Source organism: Nonlabens antarcticus, assembly GCF_015356755.1.
Classification (GTDB): Bacteria; Bacteroidota; Bacteroidia; order Flavobacteriales; family Flavobacteriaceae; genus Nonlabens; species Nonlabens antarcticus.
Genome location: NZ_JADFCO010000058.1, coordinates 86,349 through 101,861, shown reverse-complemented (window position 1 = coordinate 101,861; position 15,513 = coordinate 86,349). Strand labels below are relative to the sequence as shown.

The 15,513-nt window shown below is 35.8% G+C and carries 16 protein-coding genes; 10 read left to right on the top strand and 6 right to left on the bottom strand.

Features of this window, described 5'->3' with window-relative positions:
• The 4 genes from IQ282_RS01475 to IQ282_RS01460 form a co-directional block, all read right to left on the bottom strand.
• Nucleotides 1-2,634 (bottom strand): DUF7507 domain-containing protein (locus tag IQ282_RS01475; RefSeq protein ID WP_194850168.1); only part of this gene is annotated, 2,634 nt, incomplete at its 3' end.
• Between the two features lie 567 nt (nucleotides 2,635-3,201).
• Nucleotides 3,202-3,855, bottom strand: coding sequence for a hypothetical protein (locus tag IQ282_RS01470; protein WP_194850167.1), 654 nt, complete (start codon nucleotides 3,853-3,855; stop codon nucleotides 3,202-3,204).
• A gap of 5 nt (nucleotides 3,856-3,860) precedes the next feature.
• Nucleotides 3,861-4,511, bottom strand: coding sequence for a hypothetical protein (locus IQ282_RS01465; protein WP_194850166.1), 651 nt, complete (start codon nucleotides 4,509-4,511; stop codon nucleotides 3,861-3,863).
• A gap of 5 nt (nucleotides 4,512-4,516) precedes the next feature.
• Nucleotides 4,517-5,083: a hypothetical protein gene (locus IQ282_RS01460; RefSeq protein ID WP_194850165.1), complete on the bottom strand. Its 567-nt coding sequence runs from the start codon at nucleotides 5,081-5,083 to the stop codon at nucleotides 4,517-4,519.
• 790 nt (nucleotides 5,084-5,873) lie between these two features.
• On the opposite strand from IQ282_RS01460, the gene IQ282_RS01455 reads away from it, so the two are divergent.
• The 7 genes from IQ282_RS01455 to IQ282_RS01425 all read left to right on the top strand — a co-directional run bounded on the left by IQ282_RS01455 (nucleotide 5,874) and on the right by IQ282_RS01425 (nucleotide 11,624).
• Complete coding sequence (locus tag IQ282_RS01455; RefSeq protein WP_194850164.1) at nucleotides 5,874-7,079, top strand: site-specific integrase; 1,206 nt, start codon at nucleotides 5,874-5,876, stop codon at nucleotides 7,077-7,079.
• A gap of 55 nt (nucleotides 7,080-7,134) precedes the next feature.
• A complete protein-coding gene (locus IQ282_RS01450) occupies nucleotides 7,135-7,623 on the top strand; it encodes an asparaginase domain-containing protein (protein WP_194850163.1) in 489 nt (162 codons plus the stop codon).
• Between the two features lie 593 nt (nucleotides 7,624-8,216).
• Entirely contained in the window at nucleotides 8,217-8,543 is a 327-nt protein-coding gene (locus IQ282_RS14920) for a response regulator transcription factor (protein ID WP_228547179.1), read from the top strand.
• A gap of 259 nt (nucleotides 8,544-8,802) precedes the next feature.
• Complete coding sequence (locus IQ282_RS01440; RefSeq protein ID WP_194850161.1) at nucleotides 8,803-9,639, top strand: RteC domain-containing protein; 837 nt, start codon at nucleotides 8,803-8,805, stop codon at nucleotides 9,637-9,639.
• A 298-nt stretch (nucleotides 9,640-9,937) separates the two neighbouring features.
• Nucleotides 9,938-10,222: a helix-turn-helix domain-containing protein gene (locus IQ282_RS01435; RefSeq protein WP_047550478.1), complete on the top strand. Its 285-nt coding sequence runs from the start codon at nucleotides 9,938-9,940 to the stop codon at nucleotides 10,220-10,222.
• A 3-nt stretch (nucleotides 10,223-10,225) separates the two neighbouring features.
• Entirely contained in the window at nucleotides 10,226-10,978 is a 753-nt protein-coding gene (locus tag IQ282_RS01430) for a hypothetical protein (protein ID WP_194850160.1), read from the top strand.
• Complete coding sequence (locus IQ282_RS01425) at nucleotides 10,962-11,624, top strand: ATPase (RefSeq protein ID WP_194850159.1); 663 nt, start codon at nucleotides 10,962-10,964, stop codon at nucleotides 11,622-11,624. Before IQ282_RS01430 ends, IQ282_RS01425 begins: the two co-directional genes overlap by 17 nt.
• A gap of 96 nt (nucleotides 11,625-11,720) precedes the next feature.
• On the opposite strand, the gene IQ282_RS01420 is transcribed toward IQ282_RS01425, so the two are convergent.
• Nucleotides 11,721-12,362 (bottom strand): N-acetylmuramoyl-L-alanine amidase family protein, encoded by a 642-nt coding sequence (locus IQ282_RS01420; RefSeq protein WP_194850158.1) that lies wholly within the window; start codon nucleotides 12,360-12,362, stop codon nucleotides 11,721-11,723.
• Between the two features lie 188 nt (nucleotides 12,363-12,550).
• On the opposite strand from IQ282_RS01420, the gene IQ282_RS01415 reads away from it, so the two are divergent.
• Nucleotides 12,551-12,838 carry a hypothetical protein gene (locus IQ282_RS01415; RefSeq protein WP_031428457.1) on the top strand — a complete coding sequence of 96 codons (288 nt, stop codon included), beginning with the start codon at nucleotides 12,551-12,553 and terminating at the stop codon, nucleotides 12,836-12,838.
• A gap of 17 nt (nucleotides 12,839-12,855) precedes the next feature.
• Here IQ282_RS01415 and IQ282_RS01410 read toward each other — a convergent pair whose 3' ends face one another.
• On the bottom strand, nucleotides 12,856-12,999 hold the full coding sequence (locus IQ282_RS01410) for a hypothetical protein (RefSeq protein WP_194850157.1): 144 nt from the start codon (nucleotides 12,997-12,999) through the stop codon (nucleotides 12,856-12,858).
• Between IQ282_RS01410 and IQ282_RS14915 the strand changes: the two genes are divergently transcribed.
• Nucleotides 12,932-13,123: a hypothetical protein gene (locus tag IQ282_RS14915; RefSeq protein WP_228547180.1), complete on the top strand. Its 192-nt coding sequence runs from the start codon at nucleotides 12,932-12,934 to the stop codon at nucleotides 13,121-13,123. The two genes, IQ282_RS01410 and IQ282_RS14915, sit on opposite strands and share 68 nt — an antisense overlap.
• Complete coding sequence (locus tag IQ282_RS01405) at nucleotides 13,110-15,512, top strand: TraG family conjugative transposon ATPase (RefSeq protein WP_194850156.1); 2,403 nt, start codon at nucleotides 13,110-13,112, stop codon at nucleotides 15,510-15,512. Before IQ282_RS14915 ends, IQ282_RS01405 begins: the two co-directional genes overlap by 14 nt.
• The last annotated feature ends 1 nt before the right edge of the window (nucleotide 15,513 follow it).

Here is a 15,513-nt window from a genome sequence, read left to right as displayed (position 1 = left end):
TCCCGTATTGGTCACCGTAAAACTGTAACTGATCGTCTCACCCAACTGGGCGTTCCCATCTCCGTTCTCATCATTGAAGACACCAGTCTTTATGACCGCTATACCATTGTCGTCATTCAAGACAGTCACTGTTGGATCGTTAAGATTATTCGCAGATCCAGACTCATCCCTAACATTTGGGCGACCAGCTGATGGTGTACCAATTGCAGTTGCTTGATTGGTTACTCTTCCTGCTTCGATATCGGATTGTTGTAATCTATATGTGCCCGAAACTGCAGTGCTGAAATCTCTAGAGTTCAAGGAGCCTAAAGGAGATCCTGTCAATGTTCCATTAGGACTATTTAGTAGTGGGTCAGTGACACGAACATTAGTCAAATCGGTATTTCCTACATTTTGGACTCTAAAGCTGTAGTTTATAACTTCACCCACTTGTGCGAAACCATCATTGTCATTTGCAGGAATCCCACTACCAGAATCTGTAAAATCTGCGGTCTTTATGATAGCAATAGCATCAGTGATCGCTAAAGGAGTGACAGTAACATCATCAGGGTTGCCATTACCATTAGCATCAACATTCGCATTTACACCTGGATCATCTGAAAGATCAGAAATCGTATCCCCTGTAGGATTAGTACCTGTACCGGTTATTTGATTTAATACTTGACCAACATTAAGCTCTGCCTGAGTGACTATATGTTCAGATGTTAAAGAAACAGAAGCGCCTGCAGCAAGAGTAGCGATTGTCGTTCTACTAAGCGTACCGTTGTTATCTGTTAAATTAATTCCTGTAATCGTAGAGTTACCAGTATTAGTAACTATTACATTATAAGTTATTACTTGTCCAGCCGTATTGAAAGGTCCTCCTGTATCTGCTTTTGTAATTGCAAGTGTAGATCCTACCGTTAAAATGGCTGCATTACTTATGGTATTTGCACAGGCAAAGGATGAACTAGTCACGACTACCCTGTATAGATTCCCATTAAAGCTTGCAGGTGCATTGTTGACCGTCAATGTATTTGTCGTAGCTCCACTATATCGTGTTCCATCACTAATGTTAGTAAAGGTTGAACCATTGCTTACTTGCCATTGGTAGATCAAATTACTACTGCCTGCTGCAGTTACTGAAAAAGTCGCATTCGCGTTTCCTGGTCTAAAGGCAGTGTCATTTTGAGGCTGATCTTGAGTTCTTATTGTAATATTAGTACCCGCTTCTCTAGCATCTGATGTCTGATTATTATCACCATCCCTAGGGCGAACATTATAATTATTTCCAGCCCCATTGACGGTTTGACCACCACCACTAGTTACAAGTCCCAACGCGTTCACTGTTATTGCTGCAGGGCCAATCTTACCATCTCCATCTGGATCTTGAAACCCACCTTCTATTACATCAGTACAACCGTCACCATCAGAATCGTAATTAATTCTATTAGGCAAACCGTTAACGTTTGCATTAGCATTATTCCCTCCTTCATCAATATCTGTAATTCCATCGTTATCATCATCAAGATCAACGGAGTCTGCAACACCATCCCTATCAAAATCAATACCGTCAATAAAATTATTATTTACAATAGAAGCTTCCCTAACTATTACTGTAATAACATCATCATTAGCTCCATCTACGTCTGAAACAGATGCTACAGCAAAATTACTGTTGCCTATTTGAGTTGGGTTGATTTCTCTAATAATAAATGTTTCAAAACTTTGAGTGGCATCTCTATCAGCTGCAAATTGATAAGCACCATCGGCACCAGTTACCGTTGATGTGATCGAACCATCTGGACGCTCTAATGTTACTGTAACACCAGATAAAGGACTTCCATCATCACTAAGCACTGAACCACACAATAAAGGTTGAGTAATAAAAACAGAGACTGGGTTTACATATTTTGCTCGTTCTAATACAAGCGCAAAAAATCTATTATTTTGAGTACCATCACCAACTTTACCAATCTTATAGGTAAATGAACTTTTATTTTCATAATAATTACTGAAAGTAAAACGAGGGTTCTCATCAATAGGCTCTACAGGAGCAGAACTAGCATTTATATTCATTCCACGTACTATAGATCCTGTTTTTGTTACTGCGATTTCCGTGTTTGCGGATTGAGTGTAAACATCAGTCAACGATAATTCTGCAAATTCATTGATATCTCCATTTCTAGGTTTGCTTCCATCAATATCAAATGGTGTGGCATAAAAACATATCCCTTGAATAGGATTATTTGGATCCGTTACACCTGATTCTACTAAAGTTATTTGGAATTTAGCACTGGTTTCACCACTATCCGATGTTGTTATCCGTGGTTGAAATGCTCTTTTTAGACCATCGTTGGCAACATCGAAATCTACTATCAATGTATTATTTAGCTCCAATATCTCAACTAAAACATCAAGTGCAGGCCTATCATTAACAGCAGCTACAGCATTTTTGAAGCTGTAAATAGTCTCCACTGCACCGGGTGCCCCTCCATTAACAATGACAGGCTTTGAAGCAAAAGAAATAATATCATAACAATTCTCCCTCAAACAAGAACGAGATTGGCCCCACGCAGATAGCGATACAAGACCAAAAATAAATACGAGTAAAAACTGTAAAGAAGAATTTTTTACAATAGTAGAGTTGCTCATTGACTAATTGATTAAATGATTCAATAGCACTAAACATAGGGGAGCTCACCTACTAGCAAAAAACAATAAAAATGCAGCTGATACTAATCCCCTAACTTTAGTAACATTGCGTGGTGGACGATAGGCCCACTATACCTTGCAAAAATAGCACAATGATAATGCCTTGCAAATACTTTCGCTTGTCGATATATTAAACCGATTAAAAGAAATTCCAATTTTTATTCTCATTCTTTGTTTTAACATCTGTTAATTAAAATAACTTTTGGATTTTAAAAAACACTTTTTGACAGGAAAGCCTATTGTATTTGAGCGAATTTAATTGCTCTTTCATCTAATAGATGTTTCGCTTTCGCGAAAGCGATATTTAAAAGACCTAAATGCACAAGTAATTCAGAGAAAAATGCTAGAACTTGCAATTATTATTTGTTGAACATTGCAAACTTCATTACTATTTTACATCTTCACTAAATATGTCTAGACATCACTCTTGATAAACGACAAATTCCATATTTGTTACTAAACAAAAAGACCTTCTCTGGTATTCTTAAAATACGAGTTGGAAAATGATTATTTGAAACCTGCGGGTGGAGCAACAGTTTTAGTAGTTGCTCCTCCCATACTTATAATTACATTATTTTTGGGTTTGGCAATTAAACCGTTCCTAAATATGATCAAATTCATATAGATATCTACAAACGTACTATCTTTTGCACTGGTTCTAAAATATCCATTGTTTATAAAGGCTTTAACCCACCAGGTATCGGTAGTATTATTTTTATAGGCATAAGCTTGAAAACCTTCTACGAAATCATCTCCAGCAGTACTGAAAGACAATACATTAGTCGAATTTGAACTAAATTCCCTAAAGTAAAAACCTTGTACAGTTACTGAGTAATCTGTAGTAGATATTTTTGTGTTATAATTTTGAACACCTTCCCTGCCTGTCTTTTTAAATATAAGTTGCGCATAATTTATAGGACCATATTTACTTTGATCGATATCATACTGTACAATTGATTTATCGGTCTTCTGTATCAGAAGTTTTGATCCTCTTATTTTATTAAAATCGCCTGGATTTTCCATAAAAAGCTTTTCATTCACTTTGACATTTCCAATTACATCAAGAGCAGCTGTAGGCGATGTATTGTTTATACCCACTTGTCCCAGACCAACAAAAGTAGTTATTAGTAAAAAAGGCGTTAGATAAGCTTTTAATCTCATTGCAACTAGTTTATAAGATTAGGAGTTGATGATGCAGTTCCAGTGTTCCTTCCGTTCAAATTGGTCTCTATAGGGTCAAGGTTTTTAAAATAAGATCTATCATAAATGATAAGGGTTACCTTGTAATTTACAACTCCAGAACTATTGGTGTCTATGTCTAGAAAGCGATTGCCTATCTCAATATGCCAGGTTTTTGTTGCTGGATCGATGAAGGTGCGTACCACAAAAGCTCCTATGGATTTTCGCGTGGAATTTACAATGTCTCTCTTTACGACTGGAGCACCTATATACTGAAAATTAGATACACCAACAATATATCTGGTCGTATCATATCCTAAATCAAGATCTGTAAGATTGTCACTACTCAAATCATTGAATTCATAATTTATAACATTGATAGGTGCTACTGTAAGACCATCTACATCCAGGACTGTGATTTCCCCCACAGGAGTAGAGTTAGCAACTCTAGTAAGAAGCTTAAAATTCTCGTCAGTACTATTTACGACTGGTAGTGTTCCTAACTGAAATTCTTCTGTAACCAGCATCGAACCATTGACATGCAAATCTGCTTCTGGCACCTCAGTGCCTATACCAACCTGACTAAACAAAAAGGTGGTCTGAAAACAAAGTAGAAATATAAATAATGTATTCTTCATACCTGTTATTTGATTATAGCATTCGCAGCGGCTCCAGCGTTTTTTCCATCCATTAGCACTTCCACGGTTCCCAATTGTTTTGACAAATCTCTCGAATAAATAAGCGTTGATATTGTCCAGGTGCCCAATTCATTTTCATCTACATTATTTGCAGTAGGGAAATCAGCTATAATATGCCAAGTACCATTCCTAATAAAGGCAGAATAGTATGGGATTGATGAATATTGGCTTATATCCAGTTCTCTATCATAATATGCTGATATAGTATTCAAGACAAAGTCAGTTGAACTTATTCCAGTATCAAAATCTAAAACCCAGTCTTCGTTAGGATTATAAATGACATACTCCTGTATGTAACCCAATGCTGCACCGGTAGGATTACTGACATCTAATGCTTTTATTTTAAAGCTGTCATCTTGAATTAGAAAAGTCGAAGTATTCTCATCTGAGAGGTTATCAATTTGAACTATCTCAATTGCTTCCGAAATATTAACATCACCTGCGACTTCTAAAGTTTTTCTAGGATTGGTGGTACCTATTCCAACACCGTTTTGCGCATATACAGTAGACACGATAGCGAGGAATAAAATAATGAGATATCTCTTTGAAAACATCATCTAATTTAACATTCTGATTAAGTGATATAAATGTAGGTTTAAAATCAATGACCTAGATATAATAGATGGTTTTAGTGCTCGAAATGGGTTTTAATCGATTGATCATGTTTTTAGTCGTAGAATATTTATTTGATAAAATTCTAATAATTGACTTTAAACGGCACGAAAATAAAAAGTTCATTTTATCATGTATTCTAGAAAAAATCATGAGATAGTTCACGTGAATTGTGAGGTGGATTTTAATTAAAACTCAGCTCAAATATCTGGATTAGTATTATCAAACATTATCTAGAAGATCCGCACTAGAGCCATCAAATACTACTGGAACAAATGTTGAGTAAAATAATATTTTGTCAAAATTAGGACGCTATAATTTCAGAGAAAAGATCCTCAATACCTTAGAAATGTATTTGGCAATGATCAACAAAGAAATATGAATTTTGCTTTTGAGAACTGACCGCAGTACAAATCTAGAATTAACTGAAAAGCTGAAAATAACGCATAAAAAAACCTCTCAGTTTCCTGAGAGGTTTTACTAGTAGCGGGAACTGGACTCGAACCAGTGACCTTCGGGTTATGAGTTTTTGACACTACTATATTATACTAACATAAAACCTATGTAAATCAATGGTGTACAATCTAATTCATAAAGTTTAATGTCATCTGATATTAAACAAAACCTACAAATGTTGTACCTATGTTGTACCTAAAATTATTATCTTTATAATCTAAATATTTTTTTATTATGGCAACAGTAAGAGTAGTATTAAGGAAAAAGAAAAACAAAGCTGGATTGCTTCCTATTGCAATTAGGATTACAAAAGACCGTAAAAGCTCTTATCTAAATACGGGTCAATATATTGAGGAAAAATATTGGGATAGCATCAACCGGAATGTTCGCAAATCTCACCCTAATTCTAATGTATTGAACAATTTTATAACCACCAAGGTTGCAGAAGCAAACGATAAGGTCATAAAATCTGAAATGAATTCTGAATATCAGACTGTTTCAGAAATAAAAAACAAAATTGTAGTTACAAAAGGACTTGATTTTTTCGCAGTTGCAGAAATGCACCTTCAAAATCTTAAAAATAGAAACAAACACCATCAATATGATACTGAATTTGGTAGACTTAAAAGATTCAAAGAATTTCTTGGAAAGGATTCATTTCCCTTCAATAAGTTGAATGTTACTGTTCTCAAAAAATTTGAAACCTATCTTCTACATCATAAGAAGCTTTCGCCAAGGACAGTAGTAAACTATCTTATCCTTATTAGAACCATATTCAATTTAGCTATTTCTGAGTCAATTACAGAAAGAGGCCTTTATCCATTCGGCAAAGGTAAAATGATCATTAGAATACCTGAATCTCAAAAAATTGGTTTTACGACAGATGAAATTCAAATCCTCGAAAATGCCGAAGGGATTACCGAAGCTCAGCAAAAGGCAATTCATTTGTGGCTTGTGAGTTTTTACTTTGCTGGTATTAGAGTGGGTGACGTATTAAAGTTAAAATGGTCAGATTTAAATGATGGCCGCCTACTCTATCGTATGAACAAAAACAGCAAACTTGTTTCTCTTAAAATACCAGATAAAGCTATAGGAATTTTTAATTTATATAGGGAAGACTCTTCTTATGATGGTCTTGTATTTCCGCAATTGAAAAGTGCAAATCTCAGCGATTCTGAAGAAGTTACGAAGCGCACTCAATCGATAACCAGAAACTTAAATAGAAGATTAAAAATTGCTGCAAAACAATTAGGCATAAATAAAAACATCAGTATGCACATTGCTAGACATAGTTTTGGAAATATATCTGGCGATAAAATCCCAATTCAAATGTTACAGAAATTATATCGTCATTCGTCCGTAACAACCACTATACGCTACCAAGCCAATTTCATCCACAAAGATGCTGATGATGCTTTGGATAGCGTTGTCAGTTTTTGAAAACCGTCCTTAAAATATTTCAGTTATCTTTATAAGTGATAAGAAGTCTAAATCTATGATTCACATTCTCACAACTGGCGGTACAATCGAAGGGTTGGACTATATTGATGACGGTGGCATTACTTCATCCAATGTAGGTTTTAAGTATTTTTTGGATAAGGCAAATGTCAATTTTCATTATAATATCGAAATCGTCTTCAAAAAAGACAGTCGTGCTATAACAGATGATGACAGAAAGCTATTGGCGAGCAAGATTAAGGAAACTAATGCGACTAAGATACTGATTACCCACGGCACTTTCACAATGGAAGATACCGCAAAATATATAGGAAAACTCAATTTGAATAAGACAATCGTTTTGGTTGGGTCTTTCATTTTAGGTTCATCTGCAGATACAGATGCACCGTTTAATTTAGGGTATGCAATTAGCTCATTACAGTTTCTAAAACCGGATGTTTATATTGCTATGAACGGACAAATTTTTAATTGGAATAATGTTTCCAAAAATTTAGAAACTAACAAGTTTGACCGCAATGAGAAGTAGAATAAATGTTTGGCACATCGATACATTGGACAACTTTTTTCTATCTATTAATAGATACGTTCATAGTATTGTTTACACTCTACTTTTCAAGAAAGAAAACGCGCAGTAGTTTAAGACGTTTCCTCTACCTCGGAATCCTATTTATTGTTTATAATGCAACTGGCGGTTTCTTTCCAATTGACAACTTTCCAGGCCCATTTATTCTACAGTACATTATCACGTATGGCGTTGCCATAGCATTGTGTGTCTATATCGTTTATTACCTTTATAAAGAATATGATATTGTTGTTCTAAAATTCAATTCATCTATAAGAAACCTTGCTATACTCGCAAGCGTGAGTTTTATAATACAATTTTTAATCCCCTATTTTCTGACAAATTCTCTTAATTCTGCACGCTTTCTTTTTACCATACCAATATCAGTTATCGCGTTTATTTTTCTATTTATTTTCTACCGTCGAATATCGAATCCCAGCAATCCAAATCCTTTTATACTAAGACGAAATAAACTTTCAATGGTAAGCATTTCGAGTATTGCTTTGTTGCCCATTTGCACAGTTATAGGTGATTATCAATGGATAACATTTACTGTAATGAATTTGGCTTTTTTTGCCATAACCGCTATTGAAGCAGATAGGTATTTGTATTTCATAGAAAACAATAACCGAATGTATGAAGTCTTTGCCTTGAAGAAGAAACAACGGGACGAATCGGTAGAGCGCAAGATTATCTATGAGGATTTGACTAGAAGAGAAATTGAAGTGGCTTTGTCAATTTTAAGTAATCTAAGCTACAGAAATATTGCTAAAGATTTGTTCATTGCCGAAAGTACCGTTTCAAAACACGCATCAAATATCTTCAAAAAGACAGGTGTAAAAAACAGGCGTGAATTTTTGAAGCGGTTTAGAAAGAAAATGTAAGCAAATTTAATTCTATAGAGAACCGACTATTTGCAATGCTTCACAAATAATACGTAGAAAAATACGGACTATTCCGTAATTATATACGGTACGTTTTCCTTGTACAATTACGAAGTAAAGTTACTTTAGTAAGAGTTCCCTAAAATATACCAATGAGCCACAAATTTTATGACCCGTGACTTTCATTTAAATCATTTTGCAGAACTATGACATCAACTAAATCCAATATCTATGGTTTATTACTTAAAAGTTCCTGCTTATGAATTCGCAATTACTATCAAAACAACTATTGAAGGATCTGGATGAAATTAAAATTCATAATGGAAGCATTTTAGAAAGTGCTTATAGCTCCATAAAAGCCTGCCGCAAATTACTGAGTGCCTACAAAAAAGAAATAATTGAGACGAAATTTAAGACGATTCAAGATGAAATAAATTTCTTCAAGACCACTAAGCAAGTTCCACTCATTAAACTGATATACTTTTCAGAAATACATTCTTTTGAGATTCAGCTTCCCAAGGGCGATAAGGATGCCCAACTAAAATCGATTAAGAAGAAAATCAGCAAAATCAATCGGTTCTTCCTCTACAATATCGATTTTGGGCGTTATGTAAATTCCGGTGCTACCCATTTCGATAAGGAATATTACACACGAGATTACCTCGAAACATTCCATATCACAACTTCAAAATTCTATTTTCAAGACCCAGAGTTTTGCACACCACGAGATATGCTGCTTGGCAAATACATAGCTTATGATTTGTTGGTGGTTTACTTGGATGAAAAAAAGCATCGTATTCGGAAAGGATTGAACGGCAAACTAAATGGCGTTAAGAAAATAGAAAAGATGCATTGGCCATTTTCGAATACAGATTACGTAGAATTGGTATATGCGCTATGCTCAAAGGGATTAGGTAAACAGGACAATCAAGCCATAATGCAGGTTTCCAAAAAATTGCAACAGCTTTTTGATATTGAGCCAAAGGACATCTACAAAACCTATCACGATATCAAAAACAGGAAAAACAGTAGAACACTTTTTCTCGACGAACTCTCTACATCACTACTCATAGAAATGGACAAAAGCGAGGAATAGAGTAAAATTTTTCTCTTAATAAAAGACCGTAGTACGGTTAACCTACGGTCTTTTGGTTTTGGAAGCACTCTTCATATAATTTAGTGTGATTTAAGACACATTTTCTACTTTAGAAGTACCAAAACACTACAAAATCCATAAAATTTCAAGATGTTAAATTTTGACCGTAGTTCGGTCGTACTGGGGAATAAAATCCAATAAACCTATTCAAATTTGTAGAACGAAAGTCAAATCAGGTCAGGGACTATCATTTAAAATCATAAACCAAATAGTCCCTTTCCATTAAAACCATTCTATTATGCCGACAAGTATTATTACCACAGACGACCTTCGGGAATTCAAAATGGAATTGCTCGATGACATCAAACAATTATTGACCAGACAAGCCAGCGGGAAACTCAAAAAATACCTCAAATCTTCTGAGGTTATGGACTTGCTTCAGGTAAGTCCTGGCACATTGCAAAATCTTCGCATCAATGGCACATTGCCATACACAAAAGTGGGTGGTATTATCTACTATGATACAGAGGAAATTCAAAAAGTTATGGATGCCAACCGTGTGCACCACGGTCTAAATTCTTAAGCTATGAACTACATAAAGCTACTTAATGCGGCTTTTGAGAAGTTCTATTTTGATGACCGTCTTAACCCAACGCATATCAGTCTGTATATGGCGCTGTTCCAAGAATGGAACAGTTGTCGGTTTTTGGATGAATTCTATGTGAACCGTAGGGATTTGATGCGCTGTGCAAAAATAGGTTCTAAATCAACTTATCATAGATGTATCGTCGAGTTAGATTCTTGGCAATATTTAACCTATTTCCCTTCCAACAATCCCTACAAAGGCAGCAAAATCAAGATGGCCATTATTGGGACAAGTGATGAACCAGTTGTGGGGCAGTACAATCCCATATTAGAACAGCTTGCGGAACAGTACCATCCCAGAGGTGTACCGCTTGAGGGACACCACCATCCCACAAATGGACAAGCTGTGGACTCGCACCGTCCCATAGGTGGACAAGCATTGGTATCTACTATAAACAATAACAAACAAGAAAACAATATAAAACAGCCAAAGGGCTGGCAGGCCGTTTTTATTTTTTTTGAAGAAAAAGGTTTTGATGCTGATGAAGCAAAAAAATTCTATGAGCATTACCAAACCCGAAATTGGCAAACAGGCGATGGAAAAGAAATCAGAGATTGGCGAGCCGTAGCCATCAACTGGATGGACAGAACCGAAATATTTGACGAGGAAAACAAACCAAACAAAAAACAAGTGTCCCAAATTAAGGACAACTTGCGAACCACTAAAAACAAAGATTATGGACAACCCCTCTAAAATAACCGAAGGTGGCGTGGAATATTCGCTCGGAAAATTTGATGGTAAAAGTGTACTCTACGATTTTCCAAAAATATTGATTTATCTGAATGCCAAAGGCAAGCTGTTGTTTGGCGAAAAGTTTAGGATCTATGATGAAGACAAAGACATTTTGCTGAAGCTCTGTTCCTACTTCATCAAAGACAAAGACAACTGTGAGACTTACGGTATTGACATTGACAAAGGCATTTTGCTTTCTGGACCCGTTGGATGCGGAAAGACCAGCTTTATGAAATTACTGCGACATTTGGTGCCATTGCAACGAACTTACGAAATGATTCCCTGCCGAAATGTAACTTTCAGTTTTAACCATCTTGGTTTTAAAACTGTTGAAGAATACGGCAATACTAAATTCTACTGTTTTGATGATTTGGGCGTGGAACCTGCTGGACGGTTCTACGGGAAGGATCTTAATGTGATGGGCGAAGTGCTCTTGTCTCGATACGAGTTGTATTTACAAACCAAACATAAAATTAAAACACACGCTACAACAAATCTAAATGCTGAAGAGTTGGAAGAACGCTACGGTAACCGAGTTCGTAGCCGAATGCGAGAACTGTTTAACTTGATTGCTTTTGACACAAAGGCTGGGGATAAGCGGAAGTAATTCAGCTTTTGAATGATTTGTACAGTAAAATTACTTCTGAAATAAATTGTAGTATAATGTCCTTCAAGCTCTTTGTTAACTCTAAAAAAATGTCTTTCATAATTCTATAGATTTTTGAATGGATAATAATATTGATAATGCGATGCGTTCCATATTGTTCTTATCTGAAATATAACTGCCCTCATCCCAATTTGACAAAAAGCCCAATTCTATTAATATAGCAGGGCAATATTCTGTCGTTTCCCTCAGCACCTGAAAGTTCGAAAACTTTACACCTCTACTTACATATCCAATCGCATTACAAACTGCTCTTTCAATTTGATAAGCAATAAAAACTGAGGCTTTAGAAAATGCTTTCTGCGTTCTTGATGCATAAACCTCTATCCCTCTCGCATTTGGATTTTCAGAATGGTTGCAATGCAAGGACACAAATAAATCCGCGTTTAATGCTTTGGCCAGTTTGGTTCTATCCGATAGCGAAATGAGCGTATCACTATACCTGGTTAAATAAATATCCAAAGGCTTATCCAATTCATTATTAAGCTTCAGAATCTCATTCGCAATAATTAAAACCACATCCTTTTCTTGGATGCCATTTATGCCAATTGCACCAGCATCTTTTCGACCGTGTCCAACGTCAATTATTATTCGTTTTTGAGCACTCGTTTCTTGTCCAAAAATGAAGCACATTTTTAGAACCAAAATCACAAAACTGACGTTTTTGAGCGCTTTTTTCATTTTCAATTTTCCGGTTATCAACAACTTCCCTTCAAAATTCCATAGAATTTGATGCCAAATAATAACAACGGAATTCAATCAATATCAAATAATATTTTATTCACAAATATTTGATTTTCAGTTATTTATATTCAAATATATGTAAATTTCCAATAACGAAAACAACTAAGAATTTAAACTGTTACGTTATGAAAAAATCAATCTATTTGGCAACTTTTTTGTCGTTGCTCTCAACATCACTTTTTGCGCAAATTGGGGGAATTGAAGATTCGGTCGATGATGTTTCTAACACCATCCGAACCATTTTTCCAATCATATTAGGGGTCATTTTCCTCATCGGTTTCCTGTTCAACGCAGGACATTTTTTTGGGGAAAATGCTGACTTAAAAAAGGGAATTACAAGAGTACTTGTATTTGTTTTGATTGCAGGTGCAGTAGTCGGAATCTTTACTTACCTAATAGGAATCGTTGTATAAATGAAACGGTTCGAGGTCTATAAAAACATCAGGAAAAGGGCGGTCATTTTCGGGCTGCCCATTTCACTGTTTGCCTTAATGATGGTTTCCATATTGGCTTCTTTGCTCATCATCATATTCTCATTCAGCTTTGGGATAATAATAGGTGTGTTGGTGTTCAATGCTTCCCTATATGTGGCGCTGACACGGATAGCCCACAATCCACAGCTTTTCCAAATGGCAAAGGTATTTCCGCAAATCATTAGTAACAAAAGAAACTCTGGCTTCGATTATGAACAAGATTAACCTTTCGGCATATCAACCTATTGTAGATATTCAGGAGAATATCGTATTTGCCAATAATGGCAATGTTATTCTGTGCTACAAAGGAAATCTACCAGAAATCTATTCCTTATCTGAAAAGGACTTTGAAGATATGCACGGTGCTTGGTTTCAGGCTTTGAAGTCGCTGCCTGTGGGAACCGTGGTTCACAAACAGGATATATACCAGAAGAAATCTTATACTTCGGAACAACTTCCGAATACAACTTTTCTCGAAAAAGCTACTCACAAGCATTTTAAAGGGCGTGGACATATTGAGCACAAATGTTATTTATTCTTCATCTTGACCAAAAACAAGGCGCTTAACAACTCGAAATATGTTAATCCCTTTAGAAAAATTTCAAAGGGAATTGTACAGGAACTGGATGATAACATAAAGAGCTTCGCAAACTCGGTTAGTGATTCGATTTCCTTCATCAACAATAGCCGAAAAATGGAATTTATTTCGCTTAAAGCGAAAGAAATACAGCAACTGACAAACAATTACTTCAATGGCTTTAATGAAGGCTATGATACCGATATTTTACTGGATAAAAAAAGCGTCAATATTGGCGAAAACCATTTTGATGCCCTTGCCATCAATAGCGAACTGTGCTTTGGCGAAAGTGTACAGAGTAGCAAAACCAATGAGAAATTCACTTCTGACGATTTTGTATTTCATCAAGGGTTTATTGATGGTTTAGGGCTTACGCTTAACGAAAATCATATTGTCAACCAGATTCTCTATTTGGATGATAAACAAAAGTGGCGCAAGTTACTGGATAAGAAAATCGAGGAACTTAACAAGAGTTCCAATTTTGGTTCGCAGAATAAAGTAGTGCTTGGCAAAATCCAGCACATCCTTGACCAAATTAATGCCGATGATAATGCACGAATCATTCGCGGGCATTTAAACATAGTGTATTGGTCTAAAGAAGCCAAAGAACTCGATAAAATAACTTCAAAAATAAAGACAGAATTTAAGGAACTGGATATAATCCCATACTATCCACAAGGCGAAGAACGAAAGAACTATATCCTAAATAGTTACTGCTGTTTCTCGTCTAATTTCTCAAACAACGATTTATACGTAACCGACTTAAAACACGCACTTTGCTTGTTTATAAACAACACCAATTACAAATCGGACACTACCGGAATCATCTTCAATGACCGTGAACATAACATTCCTGTTCTAAAAGATGTTTGGGATGAACGTAAAAAACGTATCAAGGCTCGGAACTTCGCCATTTTCGCTCCAACAGGCGAGGGCAAATCCTTTTTGGCCAATAACATCTTGCGCCAATATTTTGAAAGTGGTGTTCGCTTGGTCATCATTGATTTGGGTGGCTCATACACCAAGTTTGCCAAACTCTATCCTGAAAAATACACGGTGCTTCGCTACGAAAGCGGAAAGAACTTAGGCATTAACCCATTTTACATAAGTGATACAAATGACCTCACACCAGAACGATTGGAAGATTTATCGGTGTTCCTGTTTGAACTGTTTGCTTCCGATTTAAAAGTAACCAAGGCACAGTCTGTATCCGTCAAAAAGATATTGCGTCATTATTACGATAGTATTCCAGAAAATCACTCATTAGATGGTTTTTACAGTTTTATAGAAAGGAATCAGAAAGATCTTCTGGACACCTTAAAAATCCATCCCGACTATTTCAATGTGACGAGCTTTTTGCACGTAATGTCAGAATATGTCGGCGATGGTCTATATAGCTTCCTTTTTGAAGTTAGTGAAGACCAGACCTATAAAATCGAGGACAAACGTTTGATTGTATTTGAACTGGATGAAGTCAAGGACAATAAGGAAATTTTGTCCGTAATGCTAAAGCTGATTAAGTCAGCCATCCAAAGAACCATTTGGAAAAATAGGGCTGAAAAAGGCATTATACTTTTTGATGAATTCGCAAAGCAACTGAAGTTTGAAAACGTGTTGGAAAGCGTGGAATTCTACTATCAAGCCATACGTAAACAGAACGGAGCAATTGGGATTATACTGCAATCCATCAATCAGCTTCCGAATAATTCAACGTCAGCGAGCATATTGGAAAACACTCAGGTCATCTATAGCCTCAACAACGAAAAGGGATATGATGAATTGGTCAAACGTCTTAACCTTTCGACCCACGACCTAAACCAATTAAAGTCTATCAAGAATAATCTTTCCGGACCACGGAAGTACACTGAAATGTTTATCAAAATAGGAAAGGAAAGCAACATCTTCCGACTCGAAGTTCCTAAAAAAGTCTATGCAGCTTATCTAACGGACGGAACGGAAAACGAAGAAATAATGAAGCTCTACGATGAGCATCACAATATGGAAAAAGCAATAATTCAATTCACATCTAAAACATAAT

What these genes read in the sequence shown, in the direction of transcription:
- IQ282_RS01455 (WP_194850164.1), top strand. Translation starts at nt 5,874, where the DNA reads ATGGCAACAGTAAGAGTAGTATTAAGGAAAAAGAAAAACAAAGCTGGA.
- IQ282_RS01420 (WP_194850158.1), bottom strand. Translation starts at nt 12,362, where the DNA reads ATGAAAAAAGCGCTCAAAAACGTCAGTTTTGTGATTTTGGTTCTAAAA.
- IQ282_RS01450 (WP_194850163.1), top strand. Translation starts at nt 7,135, where the DNA reads ATGATTCACATTCTCACAACTGGCGGTACAATCGAAGGGTTGGACTAT.
- IQ282_RS01440 (WP_194850161.1), top strand. Translation starts at nt 8,803, where the DNA reads ATGAATTCGCAATTACTATCAAAACAACTATTGAAGGATCTGGATGAA.
- IQ282_RS14920 (WP_228547179.1), top strand. Translation starts at nt 8,217, where the DNA reads ATGAATTTGGCTTTTTTTGCCATAACCGCTATTGAAGCAGATAGGTAT.
- IQ282_RS01465 (WP_194850166.1), bottom strand. Translation starts at nt 4,511, where the DNA reads ATGAAGAATACATTATTTATATTTCTACTTTGTTTTCAGACCACCTTT.
- IQ282_RS01470 (WP_194850167.1), bottom strand. Translation starts at nt 3,855, where the DNA reads ATGAGATTAAAAGCTTATCTAACGCCTTTTTTACTAATAACTACTTTT.
- IQ282_RS01405 (WP_194850156.1), top strand. Translation starts at nt 13,110, where the DNA reads ATGAACAAGATTAACCTTTCGGCATATCAACCTATTGTAGATATTCAG.
- IQ282_RS01430 (WP_194850160.1), top strand. Translation starts at nt 10,226, where the DNA reads ATGAACTACATAAAGCTACTTAATGCGGCTTTTGAGAAGTTCTATTTT.
- IQ282_RS01425 (WP_194850159.1), top strand. Translation starts at nt 10,962, where the DNA reads ATGGACAACCCCTCTAAAATAACCGAAGGTGGCGTGGAATATTCGCTC.
- IQ282_RS01435 (WP_047550478.1), top strand. Translation starts at nt 9,938, where the DNA reads ATGCCGACAAGTATTATTACCACAGACGACCTTCGGGAATTCAAAATG.
- IQ282_RS01415 (WP_031428457.1), top strand. Translation starts at nt 12,551, where the DNA reads ATGAAAAAATCAATCTATTTGGCAACTTTTTTGTCGTTGCTCTCAACA.